Source organism: Actinomadura macrotermitis (assembly GCF_009604375.1).
Taxonomy (GTDB): domain Bacteria; phylum Actinomycetota; class Actinomycetes; order Streptosporangiales; family Streptosporangiaceae; genus Spirillospora; species Spirillospora macrotermitis.
The window spans coordinates 2,111,554-2,126,925 of the sequence record NZ_WEGH01000001.1; the positions used below are offsets into that span (position 1 = coordinate 2,111,554).

The window sequence follows — 15,372 nt, forward strand, 5'->3', positions numbered from 1 at the left end:
TCGCGCACGGTCAGCGCTGCTCGGTACCCGGGTTCCGGATCGTGCCGACGATCGCCATGATCTCGGCGGCCATCCGGCGCGACGCCTGCTCGTCGTCGCTCATCGAGACCTCCGACACCGCACCCGCCATCGCGCCGGTCAGCACGACCACCAGCGCCTCGTCGACGCCGCCGTCGGCGGTGTGGAACAGCGCCGCGTTGCGGCGCGCCCACTTGTTGAGCCGGCGGCGCATCACCCGGTCGAAGCCGGGCGGGCCGTCGCCGGAGATGAACAGCCGCGCCACGTCGCGCTCGGCCAGGCAGCCGTCGAGGTAGGCGCCCGCGCCCGCGATGAACAGCCGCATCGGGTCGGCCTCGCCGGCGTCGCGGGCGGCGTTGATCGCCTCGCGGGTGCGCTCCTGCTGGCGCCCCTGGAACTCCTCGAACAGCGTGAGGTACAGGTCGGCCTTGCCGTTGAAGTGGTGGTAGAGGCTGCCGACGCTGGCACCCGCCTTGGCCACGATGTCGGTCACCGCGGCCTGGGCGAAGCCGGCCTCACAGAACACGTCCCGTGCCGCGGCCAGCAGGGCACCGCGGGTGGCGGCACCGCGGTCCGAGGTGCGGGGCGCGGCGCCGTCCTGCGCGGGAACGTCGATGTCGCTGCTCATGGATGCTGAGATTACGCCCTCCTCCCCAGGGGAAACGATCCCCTACCGGTGTGGTCGCCAAAACCTGTTTCCCCGGGCAGGCCCGTGGTAGGTCCCCGAACCTCTGGTCTGGTCCAATTTGTGGCGCGGGCCGGGCATCCGGAGAATCCCGGGTGAGCCACCGACCGAAAGGGCCGCCTCGCATGTCCGACGAAACCACTGTCTCCTCCCCGCTGGTCACCGAACCGGCGGCACCGGACCGCAACCTGGCGATGGAACTGGTCCGGGTCACCGAGGCCGCGGCGATGGCCGCCGCGCGCTGGGTCGGCCGCGGCGACAAGAACGGCGCGGACGGCGCGGCCGTCAACGCCATGCGCCAGCTGATCAACACCGTGTCCATGCAGGGCGTGGTCGTCATCGGCGAGGGCGAGAAGGACAACGCGCCCATGCTCTACAACGGCGAGGAGGTCGGCGACGGCTCCGGCGCCGAGTGCGACGTGGCGGTCGACCCGGTCGACGGCACCCGCCTCACCGCGCTCGGCATGAACAACGCCATCGCGGTGCTGGCGGTCGCGCCGCGCGGGTCGATGTACGACCCGTCGGCGGTCTTCTACATGGAGAAGCTGGTGACGGGGGCCGAGGCCGCCGACCGGGTCGACATCGAGCGCCCGATCGGCGACAACATCCGCGCGGTGGCCAAGGCCAAGGGCTCGTCCGTGGAGGACGTGACCGTGTGCATCCTGGACCGTCCCCGGCACGAGGGGATCGTCAAGGAAGTGCGCGAGGCGGGCGCCAGGATCAAGTTCATCCTGGACGGCGACGTGGCCGGCGCCATCATGGCGGCCCGCGCGGGCACCGGCGTGGACCTGCTGCTCGGCATCGGCGGCACCCCCGAGGGCATCATCGCGGCCTGCGCGATCAAGGCCCTCGGCGGCACCATCCAGGGCCGGCTGTGGCCGCAGGACGACGCCGAGCGCCAGAAGGCGATCGACGCCGGGCACGACCTCGGCCGCGTGCTCACCACCGACGACCTGGTGACCTCCGACGACGTGTTCTTCGCCGCGACCGGCATCACCGACGGCGAGCTGGTCGACGGCGTCCGCTACGACAAGGGCACCGCGATCACGCACTCGCTGGTCATGCGCTCGCGCAGCGGCACCATCCGCACGGTGTCCAGCGAGCACCAGCTGAACAAGCTGCGCGCCTACAGCGCGATCAACTTCGACGCCGCTGTTTAACGGCCTCCGCACAGGCCGTCGCCTGACGGCGACCTTCAACGCGCGCGGCTCTCCGCCCCCTCGCCTAGCGGCTCGGGGGCGGAGAGCCGCGCGCGGTAGTGACCGCTTCACACGCAGGTAAGCGGGCGTGCGATGCGCGCCTGCACTGGTCGAGCTCGGGCGCCGACCACGGCTGGGCCGAGGCGGTCGGTCAGCGGTCGCGGGTGAGGCGGCCCTTCACGCGCTGGCGGAGGGTGCGTTTCGGGGCGCGGGCCTGGACCGAGCCGAAGAGCAGGGTGCCGCAGATCTCCACGGTGGGGCCGTCGCCGGACGGGCGGTGCCGCAGGTCGCGGGAGCTCAGCATGGTGCGGCCGGTGACGTCGACGCGGACGCCGTCGGGGACCAGCAGGCGGATCCGGCCGCCGAGCACCATCGCGTCCAGCACGATGTGGCGGCGCTGCAGGACGGCCTCGCGCAGGTCCAGTTCGACGGTGCCGAACAGGGCGAGCAGCGGCAGCTTCACCGGCACCACCCAGCGGCCCTCGCGGCGGGTGCGGCCGAACAGGACCGAGACCGGGCGGTCGTCGACCAGGATCGGCTGCGCCTCCTCGGGGCTGAGGTCGCCGGTGAGGCCGGTCAGCTCGCCGAGGGTGCGCGCGGCGTAGGCGCGGGAGGTGCGCTCGGAGTGTTCCTCCAGGGTGAGGCGGCCGTCGGCGAGGGCGTCGCCGAGGACGGTGACGACGCGTTCGCGGTCGGCGTCGGAGGCGCGCAGGTCCCGGACGTTCGTCGCCTGGTCTGCGGGGCGGGGTCGGGGCGGCGTGTCCACGTCCCCAGGTTAGACCAGCGGGCCGCCGCGCTCCCCGGCCGAGCGCGGCGGCCCGGGCCGCCGGTTGATCATCCGAGGTCAGCGGGGCGGTTCGAGCCCGTATCGTCATCTGCGGCATCATTGACCGTTCAGTGTGACCGGCCTTACCCTCACATGAAATTTCTTCATGTTAAGCCGAGAGAGGGGACGCCGCATGACGGGTCACCCGGGTCAGGGCGTCACCGCGCGGGACCGGCAGGCACGCGTCGCCGCCTACGTCGCCTTCGCCGTGCAGGGCCTCTGCTTCGCCGCGCTGGTCAGCCGGCTGAACCAGATCCGCGACGCGCACCACATGTCCGACGAGCAGATCAACATGCTGGTGCTGCTGGTGCCGGTCATCGCCGGGGTGGGCAGCGCGATCGCGGCCCCGCTGATGGGCCGGTTCGGCAGCGGGCCGGTGCTGCGGGTCACCCAGCCGCTGGTCTGCCTGATGATCCTCACCGTCGGCCTGAGCGGTTCGGCGAACCTGCCGCTGTACGCGGCGATCGTGCTGTTCGGCCTGTTCGTCGGCGGCGTGGACGCCTCGATGAACGCGCAGGCCGTCGCCGCCGAGCGCGCCTACGGCGTCAGCATCCTCACCGGCTTCCACGCGCTGTGGAGCGCGGCGGCCGGGCTCGGCGCGGTCTGGGCCTGGTTCAGCAACGAGTACATCTTCCCCGGCGACCTCACCAAGTCGCTGGCGGTCGGCTTCGCGATCCCGGCGGTGCTCGGCATCGCGGTGTCGGCGCTCAGCGGGACGCGGCTGTACCGCAAGGCCGAGGAGGTCACCGCCCCGGCGGGCGAAGCGCTGAAGGCCGCCGCCAAGCTCGTCCCGTGGCGCCCGGTGCTGATCATCGGCATCGCGATGGCCTGCTTCTACGTCGCCGACTCGATGCTGTCCAACTTCGGCACGCTGATGTTCGACAAGGACCTGGGCAGCAAGAGCGTGGCGCCGCTCGGCCTGGCCGCCTACCAGGTGGCGATGGTCGCCAGCCGGGCCGTCGCCGACTTCGGGGTGCGCCGCTTCGGCGCCACCCCGGTGGTGCGGGCGAGCACGGTCGTCGGCGCGCTCGGCCTGCTGCTGGTCGTGGTGGCGCCGAACGCGCCGGTCGCCATCGCGGGCTTCGCGGTCGCCGGCCTCGGCCTCTGCGTGGTCGCGCCGATCTCGTTCTCGGCGGCCGGCAAGGCCGACCCGTCCGGGCTCGGCATCGCGGTCGCGCGGGTCAACATCTTCAACTACGTCGGGTTCGTGGTCGGCGCGGTGATCGTGCTGGTGGTGCAGCCGCTGTCGAGCTACCAGACGTCCTACGCGGTGCCCGCGCTGCTCGCGCTGGTGATCATCGCGCTGGCCAAGGGGTTCGAGCCGAAGCCGGCGGCCCCGGCCGAGGGCGTGCCGCCGGTCGCCGAGCGGCCGACGGTCTAGTCCTGCGGGCATGCGAGAGCCGCCGGGTGCGCGCACCCGGCGGCTCGTGCGTGTTCAGACGTTCTCCTCCAGGGCGGTGACGGCCTGCTCGCCCGCCCTGGACGCCTCCTCCGGCGACATGTCCTCCATCGCCTGCGTGAGCGCCAGCAGCGCGGCGTCGGCCGCCGTGCGCAGGGTCACCGCGTGCTCCTGGGCACGCGCCAGGTCACCGAGTCCCACGCAGTCGAAGGACACCTGAGCATCGTGCGCCGCCATCTTCAGCTGCCGGGCGGCCTCGTCCAGACTCATCCGTAACCCCTCCCTCATCTGCGATCGCTCCCTTACCCACGGGCACGCTGGGTAATCACCCCGGCGAGCACCCGCGCGGCCTCCCCCATCCTGCCCTCGCCGACCCGGCCGTAGCCGAGGACGAGCGCGGGCGCCGCCCGACCGGCCCACATGGGCCCGGCGGCGGCGACGGCGACGCCCGCGCGGGCCGCCGCGGCGACCGTGTCGTCCTCGTCACATCCAGCCGGAAGCTCGACATAGAGGTGCATCCCGGCCGAGACGCCGTGCACCTTCGCGGCGGGCGCGTGCGCGGCGAGGCCCGCGGCGAGGGCGTCGCGGCGGGCCCGGTAGCGGCGGCGCATGGTGCGCAGGTGCCGGTCGTAGCCGCCGTCGGCGATGAGGTGCGCGAGGGCGTGCTGCTCCAGGACGGGCGCGCCGAGGTCGGTGCGGGCGCGGTGCTCGCGCAGCAGCCCGGCGAGCCGGGCCGGGGCGACGGCCCAGCCGAGCCGCAGCGCCGGCGACAGCGACTTGCTCACCGAGCCGAGCAGCACGACCCGGTCGGGGTCGATGCCCTGCAGGCAGCCGACGGGGTCGCGGTCGTAGCGGAACTCGGCGTCGTAGTCGTCCTCCAGCACGATCCCGCCGGTCTCGCGGGCCCAGGCGACCAGCGCGGCGCGGCGGGCCGGGGACAGCACCACCCCGGTCGGGTACTGGTGCGCCGGGGTGACCAGCACGGCGCGGGCGCCCGAGCGGGCGAGGGCGGCGACGTCCAGGCCCTCGCCGTCGACCGGGACGCGGGCGAGGCGGACGCCGGTGGCGCGCAGCATCGGCAGCTGGCGGACGCTGGTCGGGTCCTCGACGGCGAGCACGTCGTGCCCGTCCGCGCGCAGCAGCCGCACGACCGCCGACAGGCCCTGCGCGACGCCGTTGACGATGACGACGCGGTCGGCGGTGACGTCGGCGGCGCGGACCCGGCCGAGGTAGCCGGCCAGCTCGGCGCGCAGCGCGGGCGCGCCGCCGGGGTCGGGGTAGGCGAACAGGTCGTCGTGGGCGCCGCCGCGCAGCACCGCGCGCAGCGCGGCGAGCCAGCGCTCGCGCGGGAACGCGGTGAGGTCGGGCTGGCCGGGCCGCAGGTCGAACACGGTCGCGGCGGGCGCGGCCGGCTCGCAGGGCCACACCGCGGGCCGGGGCGGGGCGGGCTCGTCGGGGCAGGCCATCGGCGCGACGCGGGTGCCGTCGCCGCGCCGGGCGGTCAGGAACCCCTCGGCGATCAGCTGCTCGTAGGCGGCGACGGCCACGCCGCGCGAGACCGCCAGGTCGCGGGCGAGGTCGCGGCTGGAGGGCAGCCGGGTGCCGGCGGTGAGCCGGCCGGCCCGGATGCCGGCCCGCAGGCCCGCGGCGACCTGGGCGGCCAGGCGGCCCGCGGCGCGGTCGAGGGGGAGGTGAAGATCGGGCATTGGACCATTATCCGAGGGGTCGATTGGCTCTGTTTCCGGGACCAAGCGGCTTCTAGCGTTCCCTGACATGAGCACTTCCACCAGTACGCGGGGCATGGCCGGCGCGGGCGGCGCCATGTTCCTGGTCGGCAGCCTGCCCGCCGTCTCGGCCACCGTCGCCGGCTATCCCGTCCTCGGCGGCCAGGCCGTCCGCTACGCCGTCGCCGCCGCGATCCTGCTCGCCGTCGCCGCCGTCGCCGACCGGGGCCGGCGCGGCCTGCGGCTCGCCGCCCGCGAGTGGGCGCTGCTCGCCGCGCTCGCCGGGACGGGCCTGGCCGCGTTCAACGTGTTCATCGTCGAGGCGACCCGCGACACCAGCCCCGCCACCGTCGGCACGGTGGTGGCGACCGTGCCGGTCGTGCTCGCGCTCGCCGGGCCGCTGCAGGCCGGGCGGCGGCCCGCGCCCGCCGTCGTGCTGGCGGCGTGCGTGGTGGCGGCGGGCGCGGCGCTGGCGAGCGGCCTCGGCAGCGGCACCCCGCGCGGGCTGCTGCTGTCGCTCGGCGCGCTCGCCGGGGAGGTGTGCTTCTCGCTGCTGGCGGTGCCGCTGCTGCCGCGGCTCGGGCCGCTGCGGGTGTCGGCGTACTCGGCCGCGCTCGCCGCGCCGATGCTGCTCGCCGCCGGGCTCGTCCGGGACGGCGCGCACGTGCTGCGGACGCCGACCGGCGGCGAGCTCGCGGGCCTGGCCTACCTGTCGGTGGTCGTCACCACCGTGGCGTTCCTGCTCTGGTACGACGCGATCGGCCGGCTCGGCGCCGACCGGGCCGGGCTGTTCGCCGGGATGATCCCGGTGAGCGCGCTGCTGACCACCCTCGCGCTCGGCCTCGGCGCCCCCGGCCCGGCCGACCTGGCGGGCGCCGCGCTGGTCACGGCGGGGGTGGTGCTCGGGCTGCGGCCGTCGCGCGGGCGGGCGCGTCCGGCCGAGCCCGCCCTCGAACCGGTGCCGGCGGGTCGTACCCTGTAGGGCGGCCCCCATCGGATCGCGCGCGAGGATCTTCATGCCTGAGTTCTCCTACACCGACCTGCTGCCCCTCGGCCCGGACGAGACCGAGTACCGGCTGCTCACCGCCGACGGCGTGTCCACCTTCGAGGCGAACGGCCGGACGTTCCTGCAGGTCGAGCCGGAGGCGCTGCGGCTGCTCACCGAGACCGCCATGCGCGACATCTCGCACCTGCTGCGCCCGGCGCACCTGGCCCAGCTCCGCAAGATCCTGGACGACCCCGAGGCCAGCCCGAACGACCGGTTCGTCGCGCTGGACCTGCTGAAGAACGCCGGCATCGCCTCCGGCGGCGTGCTGCCGATGTGCCAGGACACCGGCACCGCGATCGTGATGGGCAAGCGCGGCCAGCACGTCCTCACCGACGGCCGCGACGAGGAGCACATCTCGCGCGGGGTGTACGACGCCTACACCAAGCTGAACCTGCGGTACTCGCAGATGGCGCCGGTCACCATGTGGGACGAGAAGAACACCGGCACCAACCTGCCCGCGCAGATCGAGCTGTACGCCGCCCCCGGCGACGCCTACAAGTTCCTGTTCATGGCCAAGGGCGGCGGCAGCGCCAACAAGTCGTTCCTGTACCAGGAGACCAAGGCCGTCCTGAACCCCAAGCGGATGCTGTCCTTCCTGGAGGAGAAGATCCGCTCGCTCGGCACCGCGGCGTGCCCGCCCTACCACCTGGCGATCGTGGTCGGCGGCACGTCCGCCGAGTACGCGCTGAAGACCGCCAAGTACGCCTCGGCGCACTACCTGGACACCATGCCGGCCGAGGGCTCGCCGCTCGGCCACGGCTTCCGCGACGTGGAGCTGGAGGCGCAGGTGTTCGAGCTGACCCAGAGGCTCGGCATCGGCGCGCAGTTCGGCGGCAAGTACTTCTGCCACGACGTGCGGGTGATCCGGCTGCCCCGGCACGGCGCGTCCTGCCCGGTCGCGATCGCGGTGTCGTGCAGCGCGGACCGCCAGGCCACCGCGAAGATCACCGCGGAGGGCGTGTTCCTGGAGCGGCTGGAGACCGACCCGGCCCGGTTCCTGCCCGACACCACCGACGAGCACCTGGACGACACCGTGGTGCGCATCGACCTGAACCGGCCGATGGAGGAGATCCGCGCCGAGCTGACCCGCTACCCGGTCAAGACGCGGCTGTCGCTGTCGGGCCCGCTGGTGGTGGCCCGCGACATCGCGCACGCCAAGATCAAGGAGCGGCTGGACGCGGGCGAGCCGATGCCGCGGTACCTGCGCGACCACGCCGTCTACTACGCCGGCCCGGCCAAGACCCCCGAGGGGTACGCCTCCGGCTCGTTCGGCCCGACGACCGCCGGCCGGATGGACTCCTACGTCGAGCAGTTCCAGGCGGCGGGCGGCTCGCACGTCATGCTCGCCAAGGGCAACCGCTCGCAGCAGGTCACCGACGCCTGCAAGGCGCACGGCGGCTTCTACCTCGGCTCGATCGGCGGCCCCGCCGCGCGCCTGGCCCAGGACTGCATCAAGAAGGTCGAGGTGCTGGAGTACGCCGAGCTCGGCATGGAAGCCGTCTGGAAGATCGAGGTCGAGGACTTCCCGGCGTTCGTGGTCGTCGACGACAAGGGCAACGACTTCTTCGCCGACACCACCGGTCCGGTGCTGTCGATCGGGCGCCGCTAACCGGCGTCCGGCGGGGGCTGCAGCAGCCTGTCGCACTTGCGCGGGTGCCGCTTGCAGAACCGGGGCGGCCTGATCTTCGTCGGGACCGGCGGCGTGACCGAGGGCGTCGGCACCGGCACCGGCAGCGGCCGGGACGGCGCCGGGCCCGGGGTGGCCGGGTGCCGCGTCGCCGGCGGGTCCGTGCGGGGCGTCGGCTGCGGGGGCCGCGCGGACGCGCTCCCGGTCACCCCGGGCGAGGGCGTCGCGGTGCCGTCGCCGCCGACCCGGCGCACCGTGGTCACCGGCTCGGCGCCGGTGACCGGGGGCGTGCTCACCACGACCTCGACGCGCCCGGGCTCGTGCCGCACGCCCGTGCCGGGCTCGATGCTCATCGCCGCCCCGACGGCGACGACCGCGGCGGCCGTCGTCCACGCCGCCGCGATGCCCGTCCGCAGCCGGGGGCGGTGGCGCGGCGGGGGCGGGCCCGCGAAGTCGGCCGGCTGCCACAGGCGGGCGATGGCCGCCACCGCGTCGCCGTCGGCGCGCAGCGACAGCAGGCCGTGCAGCAGCTCGACCGCGGCCGGGCGGTCCGCGGGGTCCTTGGCGAGCGCGGCGGTGACGAGCGGCCGGAGCGGCTCCTCCAGGCCGTCCAGGTCCGGCCGCAGATGCATGATCCGTTCGGCCAGGCCCTCCATCGGGCCGGTGCCGAAGGGATGCCGGCCGGTGGCGGCGTAGGCGACCAGGCAGCCCCAGCCGAAGACGTCGGCGGCGGCGGTGGCCGCGCCGCCGGTGAGCCGCTCGGGCGCGATCCAGCCGGGGCTGCCCATGACCATGCCGGCCTCGGTCAGCGCCTCGGCCGGCTCCGGCTCGCAGGCGATGCCGAAGTCGATGACGCGCGGGCCGGACGGGGCGAGCAGCACGTTGGCGGGCTTGAGGTCCCGGTGCACCAGGCCGGCGCCGTGGATGGCGACCAGCGCGACGGCGACGCCGATGCCGACGGCCGTCACCGCGCCGGGCGGCAGCGGCCCGCGCCGCTCGACCACCCGCGACAGCGGCGGGCCCTCGATGTACTCGGTGACGATGTAGGGGCGGTCGCGGTGGCTGCCGTCCTCCAGCACCCTGGCGGTGCAGAACGAGGCCACCCGCTGCGCGTAGGCGGCCTCGCCGTGGAACCGGCGGCGCGCCTCAGGGTCGCCGGCCATGGCCGGGTGCAGGGTCTTGACCGCGACCCGGCGACCGTCGGGGGCGCGGCCGAGGTAGACCACGCCCATCCCGCCGGCGCCGAGCCGCCCGAGCAGGGCGCATCGGCCGATCACCGGCGGATCGCCCGCCGCGAGCGGCGGGATCTTCGGTGCTGCTGCGTCCACGGGCCCTCCTCGGGCGACGCCGCGTCTCCCGCCCCACCATCCCCGATAAGCGCGACACAAGCGAGCAAAACCCGATAAAGCTGGCGGTCCGTCGGGGGGTCGTGACCACGATCTGAACAGAAGGTCACAGTATTGACCTTAAATCTGACCCGGTCCCGAGGTCTCCCCGATGACCGCACGGACACTCCGGTATCTTTTCGCCCATGTCTCAGTCAGAGCGCCTCGTGCTCGCGACGCGCTACCGGCTGGTCTCGGAGATCGGGCAAGGTGCCAACGGCACCGTCTGGCGGGGCCACGACGAGCTGCTCGATCGCGCGGTGGCGATCAAGGAGCTGCGCATCCCCGAGGACCTGTCCGAGAACGAGCGGGTCGTCTTCTATCGCCGCACCCTGCGGGAGGCGCGCGCGCCCGCCGCGCTGCGCTCGACCTCCATCGTCGAGGTCTACGACGTGGTGATCGAGGCGGGGCGGCCCTGGATCGTGATGGAGCTCATCGAGGCGCCCAGCCTGGAGCAGCTCATCGAGCGCTCGGGGCCGCTGCCGCCCGAGCGCGTCTGCTACATCGGCCGCCAGCTGCTGGACGCGCTCGGCGTCGCGCACCGCGCCGGGATCGTGCACCGCGACCTCAAGCCGAGCAACGTGCTGCTGGACGGCGACCGGGTCGTGCTGACCGACTTCGGCCTGGCGTTCTCCTCCGGCTCGGCCAGCCTGACCAAGACCGGCCACTTCATGGGCTCCCCCGCGTACGTGGCGCCCGAGGTCGCCGCCGGGGAGAAGGCCACCCCGCGCTCGGACCTGTGGTCGCTCGGCGCCACCCTGTACGCCGCGCTGGAGGGCCGCCCGCCCTTCGAGCGCGAGAACGTGATGGCGACGCTGAGCGCCCTCGCCAACGAGTCCACCCCCGCGCCGCAGAACGCCGGCGGGCTCGGCTCGGTCGTCACCGGGCTGCTGGAGAAGAACCCCACCCGGCGGCTGACGCACGCGCGCGCGGCCGACCGGCTGGAGCGCGCGATGACCGGCCCCCGCTCCAGCCGCCGCGCGCCGACGCCCAAGTACCGGATGATGGTGGTGATCGGGCTGATCGGCGCCACCGTCGCCTCCTGCGGCATCGGCGGGACCGCGCTGGTCGTCGGGATGATGAAGGAGGGCCCCGGCCCGTCCCCGACCGCCGACCCCAAGCGGCACGCGGGCGCGCCCACCGCGGCGCCGGCCGGCGCGGCGGACAGCACGCTGCTGGTGCGGGCCCGCGCCGACGGCTGCAAGATCTTCGTGTCGGTGCCCGGCTCGCAGATCACCGTGCTGGCCAACGAGACGATCCCGGCCGGCTCGGCCCGCCAGTTCGACCAGCCGAAGCTGAACGCGGTCGTCTACGACTCGGCCGCGTGCGAGGTCTGGGTCAACGGCGAGCACAAGCCGGAGGGCCGCGCCGGCGAGCTGAAGCGCTACACCCTGCACCGCTGACCGTCCTCCCGCCCGGTCCCCCTCTTGAAAGCGCCGTCACCGGGAATGGCCTGGGGCGTCCCGTGGCTGCACGGGAGGAGACGAAGACCGACAGCGGAGGTGTCCCGTCATGGCCGAGCAGGAGTACCGGGTCGAGCACGACTCCATGGGAGAGGTGCGGGTGCCGGCCTCGGCCAAGTGGCGGGCGCAGACCCAGCGCGCGGTGGAGAACTTCCCCGTCTCGGGACGGCCGCTGGAGCCCGCGCACATCGCCGCGCTCGGCCACATCAAGGCCGCCGCCGCGACGGTGAACGCCGAGCTCGGGGTGCTGGACAAGGACCTGGCCGGGGCCGTCGCCGAGGCGGCGCTGGAGGTCGCGGACGGCAGATGGGACGACCAGTTCCCGATCGATGTGTTCCAGACCGGGTCGGGCACCTCCTCCAACATGAACGCCAACGAGGTCGTGGCGACGCTGGCGCAGGAGCGGCTCGGCCGCCCGGTGCACCCGAACGACCACGTGAACGCCTCCCAGTCCTCCAACGACGTGTTCCCGTCCTCGATCCACATCGCGGCGACCGGGGCCGTGGTGAAGGACCTGATCCCCGCGCTGCGGCACCTGGAGGCGGCGCTCGGCCGCAAGGCGGCCGAGTTCGCCACCGTGGTCAAGTCCGGCCGCACCCACCTGATGGACGCCACGCCCGTCACGCTCGGCCAGGAGTTCGGCGGCTACGCCGCGCAGATCGGGCACGGCGTCGAACGGCTGGAGGCGGTGCTGCCGCGCCTGGCCGAGCTGCCGCTCGGCGGCACCGCGGTCGGCACCGGCATCAACACCCCGGCCGGCTTCGCGCCCCGGGTGATCGCCGAGATCGCGCGGGCCACCGGGCTGCCGCTGACCGAGGCGCGCGACCACTTCGAGGCGCAGGGCGCCCGCGACGGCCTGGTGGAGGCGAGCGGCGCGCTGAAGACGGTCGCGGTCGGCCTCACCAAGATCGTCAACGATCTGCGCTGGATGGGCTCGGGCCCGCGCGCGGGCCTGGCCGAGATCCGGCTGCCCGACCTGCAGCCCGGCTCCTCGATCATGCCGGGCAAGGTGAACCCGGTGATCCCCGAGGCGGTCGCCCAGGTCGCCGCGCAGGTGATCGGCAACGACGCGGCCATCACCTTCGGCGGCGCGGCCGGCAACTTCGAGCTGAACGTGATGCTGCCGATGCTGGCCCGCAACGTGCTGGAGTCGATCACACTGCTGGCCAACGTCTCGCGGCTGCTGGCCGACCGGTGCGTGGACGGGATCGAGGCCGACGAGGCGCGGCTGCGCGAGTACGCCGAGTCGTCGCCGTCCATCGTGACGCCGCTGAACCGCTACCTCGGCTACGAGGAGGCGGCCAAGGTCGCCAAGCAGGCCCTGGCCGAGCGCAAGACGATCCGCCAGGTCGTGCTCGAGCGCGGTCACGTCGAGCAGGGCACGCTGACCGAGGAGCAGCTCGACGCGGCCCTGGACGTCCTGTCGATGACCAACGCCGGGTAGGGCGCCCCCGGGCCGTCTCAGTACCAGCCGGTGGCCTGGAAGTGCGCCCAGGCCCCGCAGGGCGTGCCGTGGCGGGCCGCCACGTACCGCAGGCCCCACTTGATCTGGGTGCGCGGGTTGGAGCGCCAGTCCGGGCCGGCGCTGGCCATCTTGCCGCCGGGCAGCGCCTGCGGGATGCCGTGCGCGCCGCTGCTGGAGTTGTGCGCGTGCTCGCTCCAGCCGCTCTCGCGGCCCCACAGCAGCTCCAGGCAGCGGAACTGGCGGCGCGACGTCCAGCCGTAGCGGCGCATCAGCGCGCGCGCTATCTGCTTGTTGCGCTCGGTCCCGCGCGGTTCGGTCGGCTTCGCCTTGCGGAGCTCCAGGAACCCGCCGTGCCGGACCGTCCCGGTGAACCGGGCGGCCTTGCGCAGCGCCGCCTCGCTCGGAGCCGCCGCCAAGGGGGCGGTGACCAGCGCGGTGGCCGCGCCGAGCGAGACGATCCTGAGTCCGTTGCGTCGGAGTGATGCCACGTCACGTAGCGTGCAGCCGATCCGGGCCGGGGAAACATGGGTTCCCGGCGTCCTGGGACGGGCCTTTGCCGACCTATTGCGGTCCGGTGCCAGAGCGGGTGGACAAAAGGGGCGGGCCGCAGCCCGCCCCTCGCCCAACGATCACGACATGCCACGCGTAACGCTCAAACTAGGAGCTGTCGGCATGGCCTGCGCGCCTGCTTCGTGGTGGTTAGTACCAGCCTCGGGAGTTGGAGTGGCCGAGCGCGCGGCACGGCGTCTTGTACCGGCCCTTGATGTACCCCAGCCCCCACTTGATCTGGGTGCGGGGGTTGGTGCGCCAGTCCTTGCCGGCGCTGCGCATCTTGCGGCCGGGCAGCGCCTGCGGGATGCCGTAGGCGCCCGAGCCGCTGTGCGCCTTGTGGTTCCAGTGGCTCTCGCGGTTCCACAGCTTCACCAGGCAGCGGTACTGCCGGTCGGACCAGCCGCGCTTCTTCACCATCGGCTTGGCGAGCGCCCGGTTGCGGGCGGCCCGGCTCTGCTTCTTCTGCGCCTTCACCTGGACGGCGGCGACCGGCTTGACCGGCGCGGCGGCCTGGGCGGGGACCGCCTCGGCCACGACCCCGAACGTCAGGGAGGCGGCGAGCACGAGCGTGGCGGAGCGGCGAACGGGCTTGCGGACCAAAACAGACCTTTCATCGTGCCGGGGACCGGTCGTCCCGGCGGGCGTCACCTCGTGCGGCGCGGTCCCGCCGCGGGGGCGGGACGACCGGGCACCGCGCCGCACCCCTGGACGGGGCACGGGGGCACGCGCAACCGGTGCCCGCCGTGGCGGGCGTCGTCTGCACGGATTCCGAGGTGATCGGCGGGAGGCGCGTGGAGTCGCGTCCCCGCCGGGGGATGGATGCGGCCCCGTCAGGGGCCGGCCGCGATGCCGCGGCCTTCAGCGGCGCGGGGATGTGCGTCCGCGCCGAGGACGTCGTCGTCCTCCCCGGGCGGCGCGGTCACGCCGGCCGCCCGGAAACCTGTGGAGTTTTGGTGTTCTAGTACCAGCCGGTGGACTGGGAGTGCGCCCAGGCGCCGCAGGGCGAGCTGTAGCGGCCCTTGATATAGCCGAGGCCCCACTTGATCTGGGTGCGGGCGCTGGTGCGCCAGTCGGAGCCGGCGCTGGCCATCTTGGAGCCGGGCAGCGCCTGCGGGATGCCGTAGGCGCCGGAGGGGTTGGCGGCGTTGGTGCGCCAGCCGCTCTCGCGGTTCCACAGCTTCACCAGGCAGGCGAACTGGCCGCTGCCGCTGAAGCCGAAGCTGCCGAGCATGCCCTTGGCGATCTGCTGCGCCTCGCCGGCGGGCACCGGGTCGCTGCCCGCGCCGCCGTCGTCGCCGCCGGTCTTCTTCTTGGCCTCGGTCTTCTTGGGGATCGGCTTGCCCTTCGGAAGCACCGCGGGGGCCTTGCCGGCGGTGCGCACCGCGCGGGAGGCGCGGTCCACGGCCTGCTTGCGGCGCTGGGCCTCCAGGGCCTGCGGGTCGACCTGCGGGACGGCCGCGTCCGCGAGCGGGGCGGCCGCGCCGGGCTTGAGGGTGCTGGGCTTGGCGCCCGAGTCACCGGTCAGCGCGAACGCGGCGACGGCGCCGCCGCCGACCACGACGGCCGCACCCGCGACCACCGCGGCGATCTTGACGCCGACGCTCATGCCGGCGCGGGCGGGCGCCGGGGCGAAGCCGTCCGGCGGGACGGCCGGCAGGCCGGCGGTGTCGCCACCGCGCCCGGAGGGGGCGGGGGCGGACTGGTCGAACGAGGCACCGGCGACCTTGACGTCCTCGTCGTGCGAGGACGCGATCTCCCACGGCCCCTGGGGGTCGAAGCTCGGTCGATCGTCTCGCCTGGGGGACCCGAACGAGTCTCCGGACAAGGCGGTCCTTCCGACGGTCGCACGCGCATGGACACGCGCACGAGCGGCTGCCACCCCTGCCCGCGGCCGCCCGGCTGAAGGCGGCCCTGGGCCCGGAACGCCGCGAAGTCCGCCGGCCGTCAGGGCGACTTAGCCGGACTCGCACCGTTTCTGGGG

14 protein-coding genes are annotated in these 15,372 nt (G+C 74.1%); 6 read left to right on the top strand and 8 right to left on the bottom strand.

All coding sequences use genetic code 11. The features are described from left to right. Positions 1-10: 10 nt before the first annotated feature. Complete coding sequence (locus ACRB68_RS09695) at positions 11-646, bottom strand: TetR/AcrR family transcriptional regulator (RefSeq protein WP_153531767.1); 636 nt, start codon at positions 644-646, stop codon at positions 11-13. Between the two features lie 182 nt (positions 647-828). Between ACRB68_RS09695 and glpX the strand changes: the two genes are divergently transcribed. Continuing rightward, positions 829-1,863, top strand: a complete 1,035-nt coding sequence (glpX, locus tag ACRB68_RS09700; protein ID WP_153531768.1) for a class II fructose-bisphosphatase — start codon at positions 829-831, stop codon at positions 1,861-1,863. A gap of 190 nt (positions 1,864-2,053) precedes the next feature. Here the strand turns inward: glpX and ACRB68_RS09705 are convergent, their stop codons facing one another. Next, a complete protein-coding gene (locus tag ACRB68_RS09705) occupies positions 2,054-2,668 on the bottom strand; it encodes a DUF1707 SHOCT-like domain-containing protein (protein WP_328593971.1) in 615 nt (204 codons plus the stop codon). Between the two features lie 193 nt (positions 2,669-2,861). Between ACRB68_RS09705 and ACRB68_RS09710 the strand changes: the two genes are divergently transcribed. Next, on the top strand, positions 2,862-4,109 hold the full coding sequence (locus tag ACRB68_RS09710) for an MFS transporter (protein ID WP_153531769.1): 1,248 nt from the start codon (positions 2,862-2,864) through the stop codon (positions 4,107-4,109). A gap of 54 nt (positions 4,110-4,163) precedes the next feature. Here ACRB68_RS09710 and ACRB68_RS09715 read toward each other — a convergent pair whose 3' ends face one another. Together ACRB68_RS09715 and pdxR are read right to left on the bottom strand one after the other, a co-directional pair. Beyond that, positions 4,164-4,397: a hypothetical protein gene (locus ACRB68_RS09715; RefSeq protein WP_153531770.1), complete on the bottom strand. Its 234-nt coding sequence runs from the start codon at positions 4,395-4,397 to the stop codon at positions 4,164-4,166. A gap of 32 nt (positions 4,398-4,429) precedes the next feature. Then, entirely contained in the window at positions 4,430-5,833 is a 1,404-nt protein-coding gene (pdxR, locus tag ACRB68_RS09720) for a MocR-like pyridoxine biosynthesis transcription factor PdxR (protein WP_153531771.1), read from the bottom strand. Positions 5,834-5,900: 67 nt separating this feature from the next. On the opposite strand from pdxR, the gene ACRB68_RS09725 reads away from it, so the two are divergent. Continuing rightward, entirely contained in the window at positions 5,901-6,833 is a 933-nt protein-coding gene (locus tag ACRB68_RS09725) for a DMT family transporter (RefSeq protein ID WP_207709620.1), read from the top strand. Positions 6,834-6,867: 34 nt separating this feature from the next. Next, entirely contained in the window at positions 6,868-8,508 is a 1,641-nt protein-coding gene (locus ACRB68_RS09730; protein WP_153531772.1) for a fumarate hydratase, read from the top strand. Here ACRB68_RS09730 and ACRB68_RS09735 read toward each other — a convergent pair. Next, a complete protein-coding gene (locus ACRB68_RS09735; protein WP_153531773.1) occupies positions 8,505-9,854 on the bottom strand; it encodes a serine/threonine-protein kinase in 1,350 nt (449 codons plus the stop codon). The genes ACRB68_RS09730 and ACRB68_RS09735 overlap by 4 nt on opposite strands. A gap of 203 nt (positions 9,855-10,057) precedes the next feature. Between ACRB68_RS09735 and ACRB68_RS09740 the strand changes: the two genes are divergently transcribed. Both ACRB68_RS09740 and ACRB68_RS09745 read left to right on the top strand, forming a co-directional pair. Further along, positions 10,058-11,314: a serine/threonine-protein kinase gene (locus ACRB68_RS09740; protein ID WP_153531774.1), complete on the top strand. Its 1,257-nt coding sequence runs from the start codon at positions 10,058-10,060 to the stop codon at positions 11,312-11,314. A gap of 109 nt (positions 11,315-11,423) precedes the next feature. Further along, the gene (locus tag ACRB68_RS09745) at positions 11,424-12,818 is read left to right on the top strand and encodes a class II fumarate hydratase (RefSeq protein ID WP_153531775.1); all 1,395 of its coding nucleotides are present in this window, start codon (positions 11,424-11,426) and stop codon (positions 12,816-12,818) included. A gap of 17 nt (positions 12,819-12,835) precedes the next feature. On the opposite strand, the gene ACRB68_RS41120 is transcribed toward ACRB68_RS09745, so the two are convergent. From ACRB68_RS41120 to ACRB68_RS09760, 3 genes are all read right to left on the bottom strand, one after another. Next, a complete protein-coding gene (locus ACRB68_RS41120; RefSeq protein ID WP_328593972.1) occupies positions 12,836-13,327 on the bottom strand; it encodes an aggregation-promoting factor C-terminal-like domain-containing protein in 492 nt (163 codons plus the stop codon). 211 nt (positions 13,328-13,538) lie between these two features. Then, positions 13,539-13,991 carry an aggregation-promoting factor C-terminal-like domain-containing protein gene (locus tag ACRB68_RS41125; RefSeq protein ID WP_235958802.1) on the bottom strand — a complete coding sequence of 151 codons (453 nt, stop codon included), beginning with the start codon at positions 13,989-13,991 and terminating at the stop codon, positions 13,539-13,541. Between the two features lie 358 nt (positions 13,992-14,349). After that, positions 14,350-15,216, bottom strand: a complete 867-nt coding sequence (locus ACRB68_RS09760) for an aggregation-promoting factor C-terminal-like domain-containing protein (protein WP_235958804.1) — start codon at positions 15,214-15,216, stop codon at positions 14,350-14,352. Positions 15,217-15,372: the final 156 nt, after the last annotated feature.

Excerpts from the sequence above, each read along its gene's own strand:
- ACRB68_RS09695 (WP_153531767.1), bottom strand. The coding sequence starts at position 646 with ATGAGCAGCGACATCGACGTTCCCGCGCAGGACGGCGCCGCGCCCCGC.
- glpX (WP_153531768.1), top strand. The coding sequence starts at position 829 with ATGTCCGACGAAACCACTGTCTCCTCCCCGCTGGTCACCGAACCGGCG.
- ACRB68_RS09710 (WP_153531769.1), top strand. The coding sequence starts at position 2,862 with ATGACGGGTCACCCGGGTCAGGGCGTCACCGCGCGGGACCGGCAGGCA.
- ACRB68_RS09715 (WP_153531770.1), bottom strand. The coding sequence starts at position 4,397 with ATGAGTCTGGACGAGGCCGCCCGGCAGCTGAAGATGGCGGCGCACGAT.
- pdxR (WP_153531771.1), bottom strand. The coding sequence starts at position 5,833 with ATGCCCGATCTTCACCTCCCCCTCGACCGCGCCGCGGGCCGCCTGGCC.
- ACRB68_RS09725 (WP_207709620.1), top strand. The coding sequence starts at position 5,901 with ATGAGCACTTCCACCAGTACGCGGGGCATGGCCGGCGCGGGCGGCGCC.
- ACRB68_RS09730 (WP_153531772.1), top strand. The coding sequence starts at position 6,868 with ATGCCTGAGTTCTCCTACACCGACCTGCTGCCCCTCGGCCCGGACGAG.
- ACRB68_RS09740 (WP_153531774.1), top strand. The coding sequence starts at position 10,058 with ATGTCTCAGTCAGAGCGCCTCGTGCTCGCGACGCGCTACCGGCTGGTC.
- ACRB68_RS09745 (WP_153531775.1), top strand. The coding sequence starts at position 11,424 with ATGGCCGAGCAGGAGTACCGGGTCGAGCACGACTCCATGGGAGAGGTG.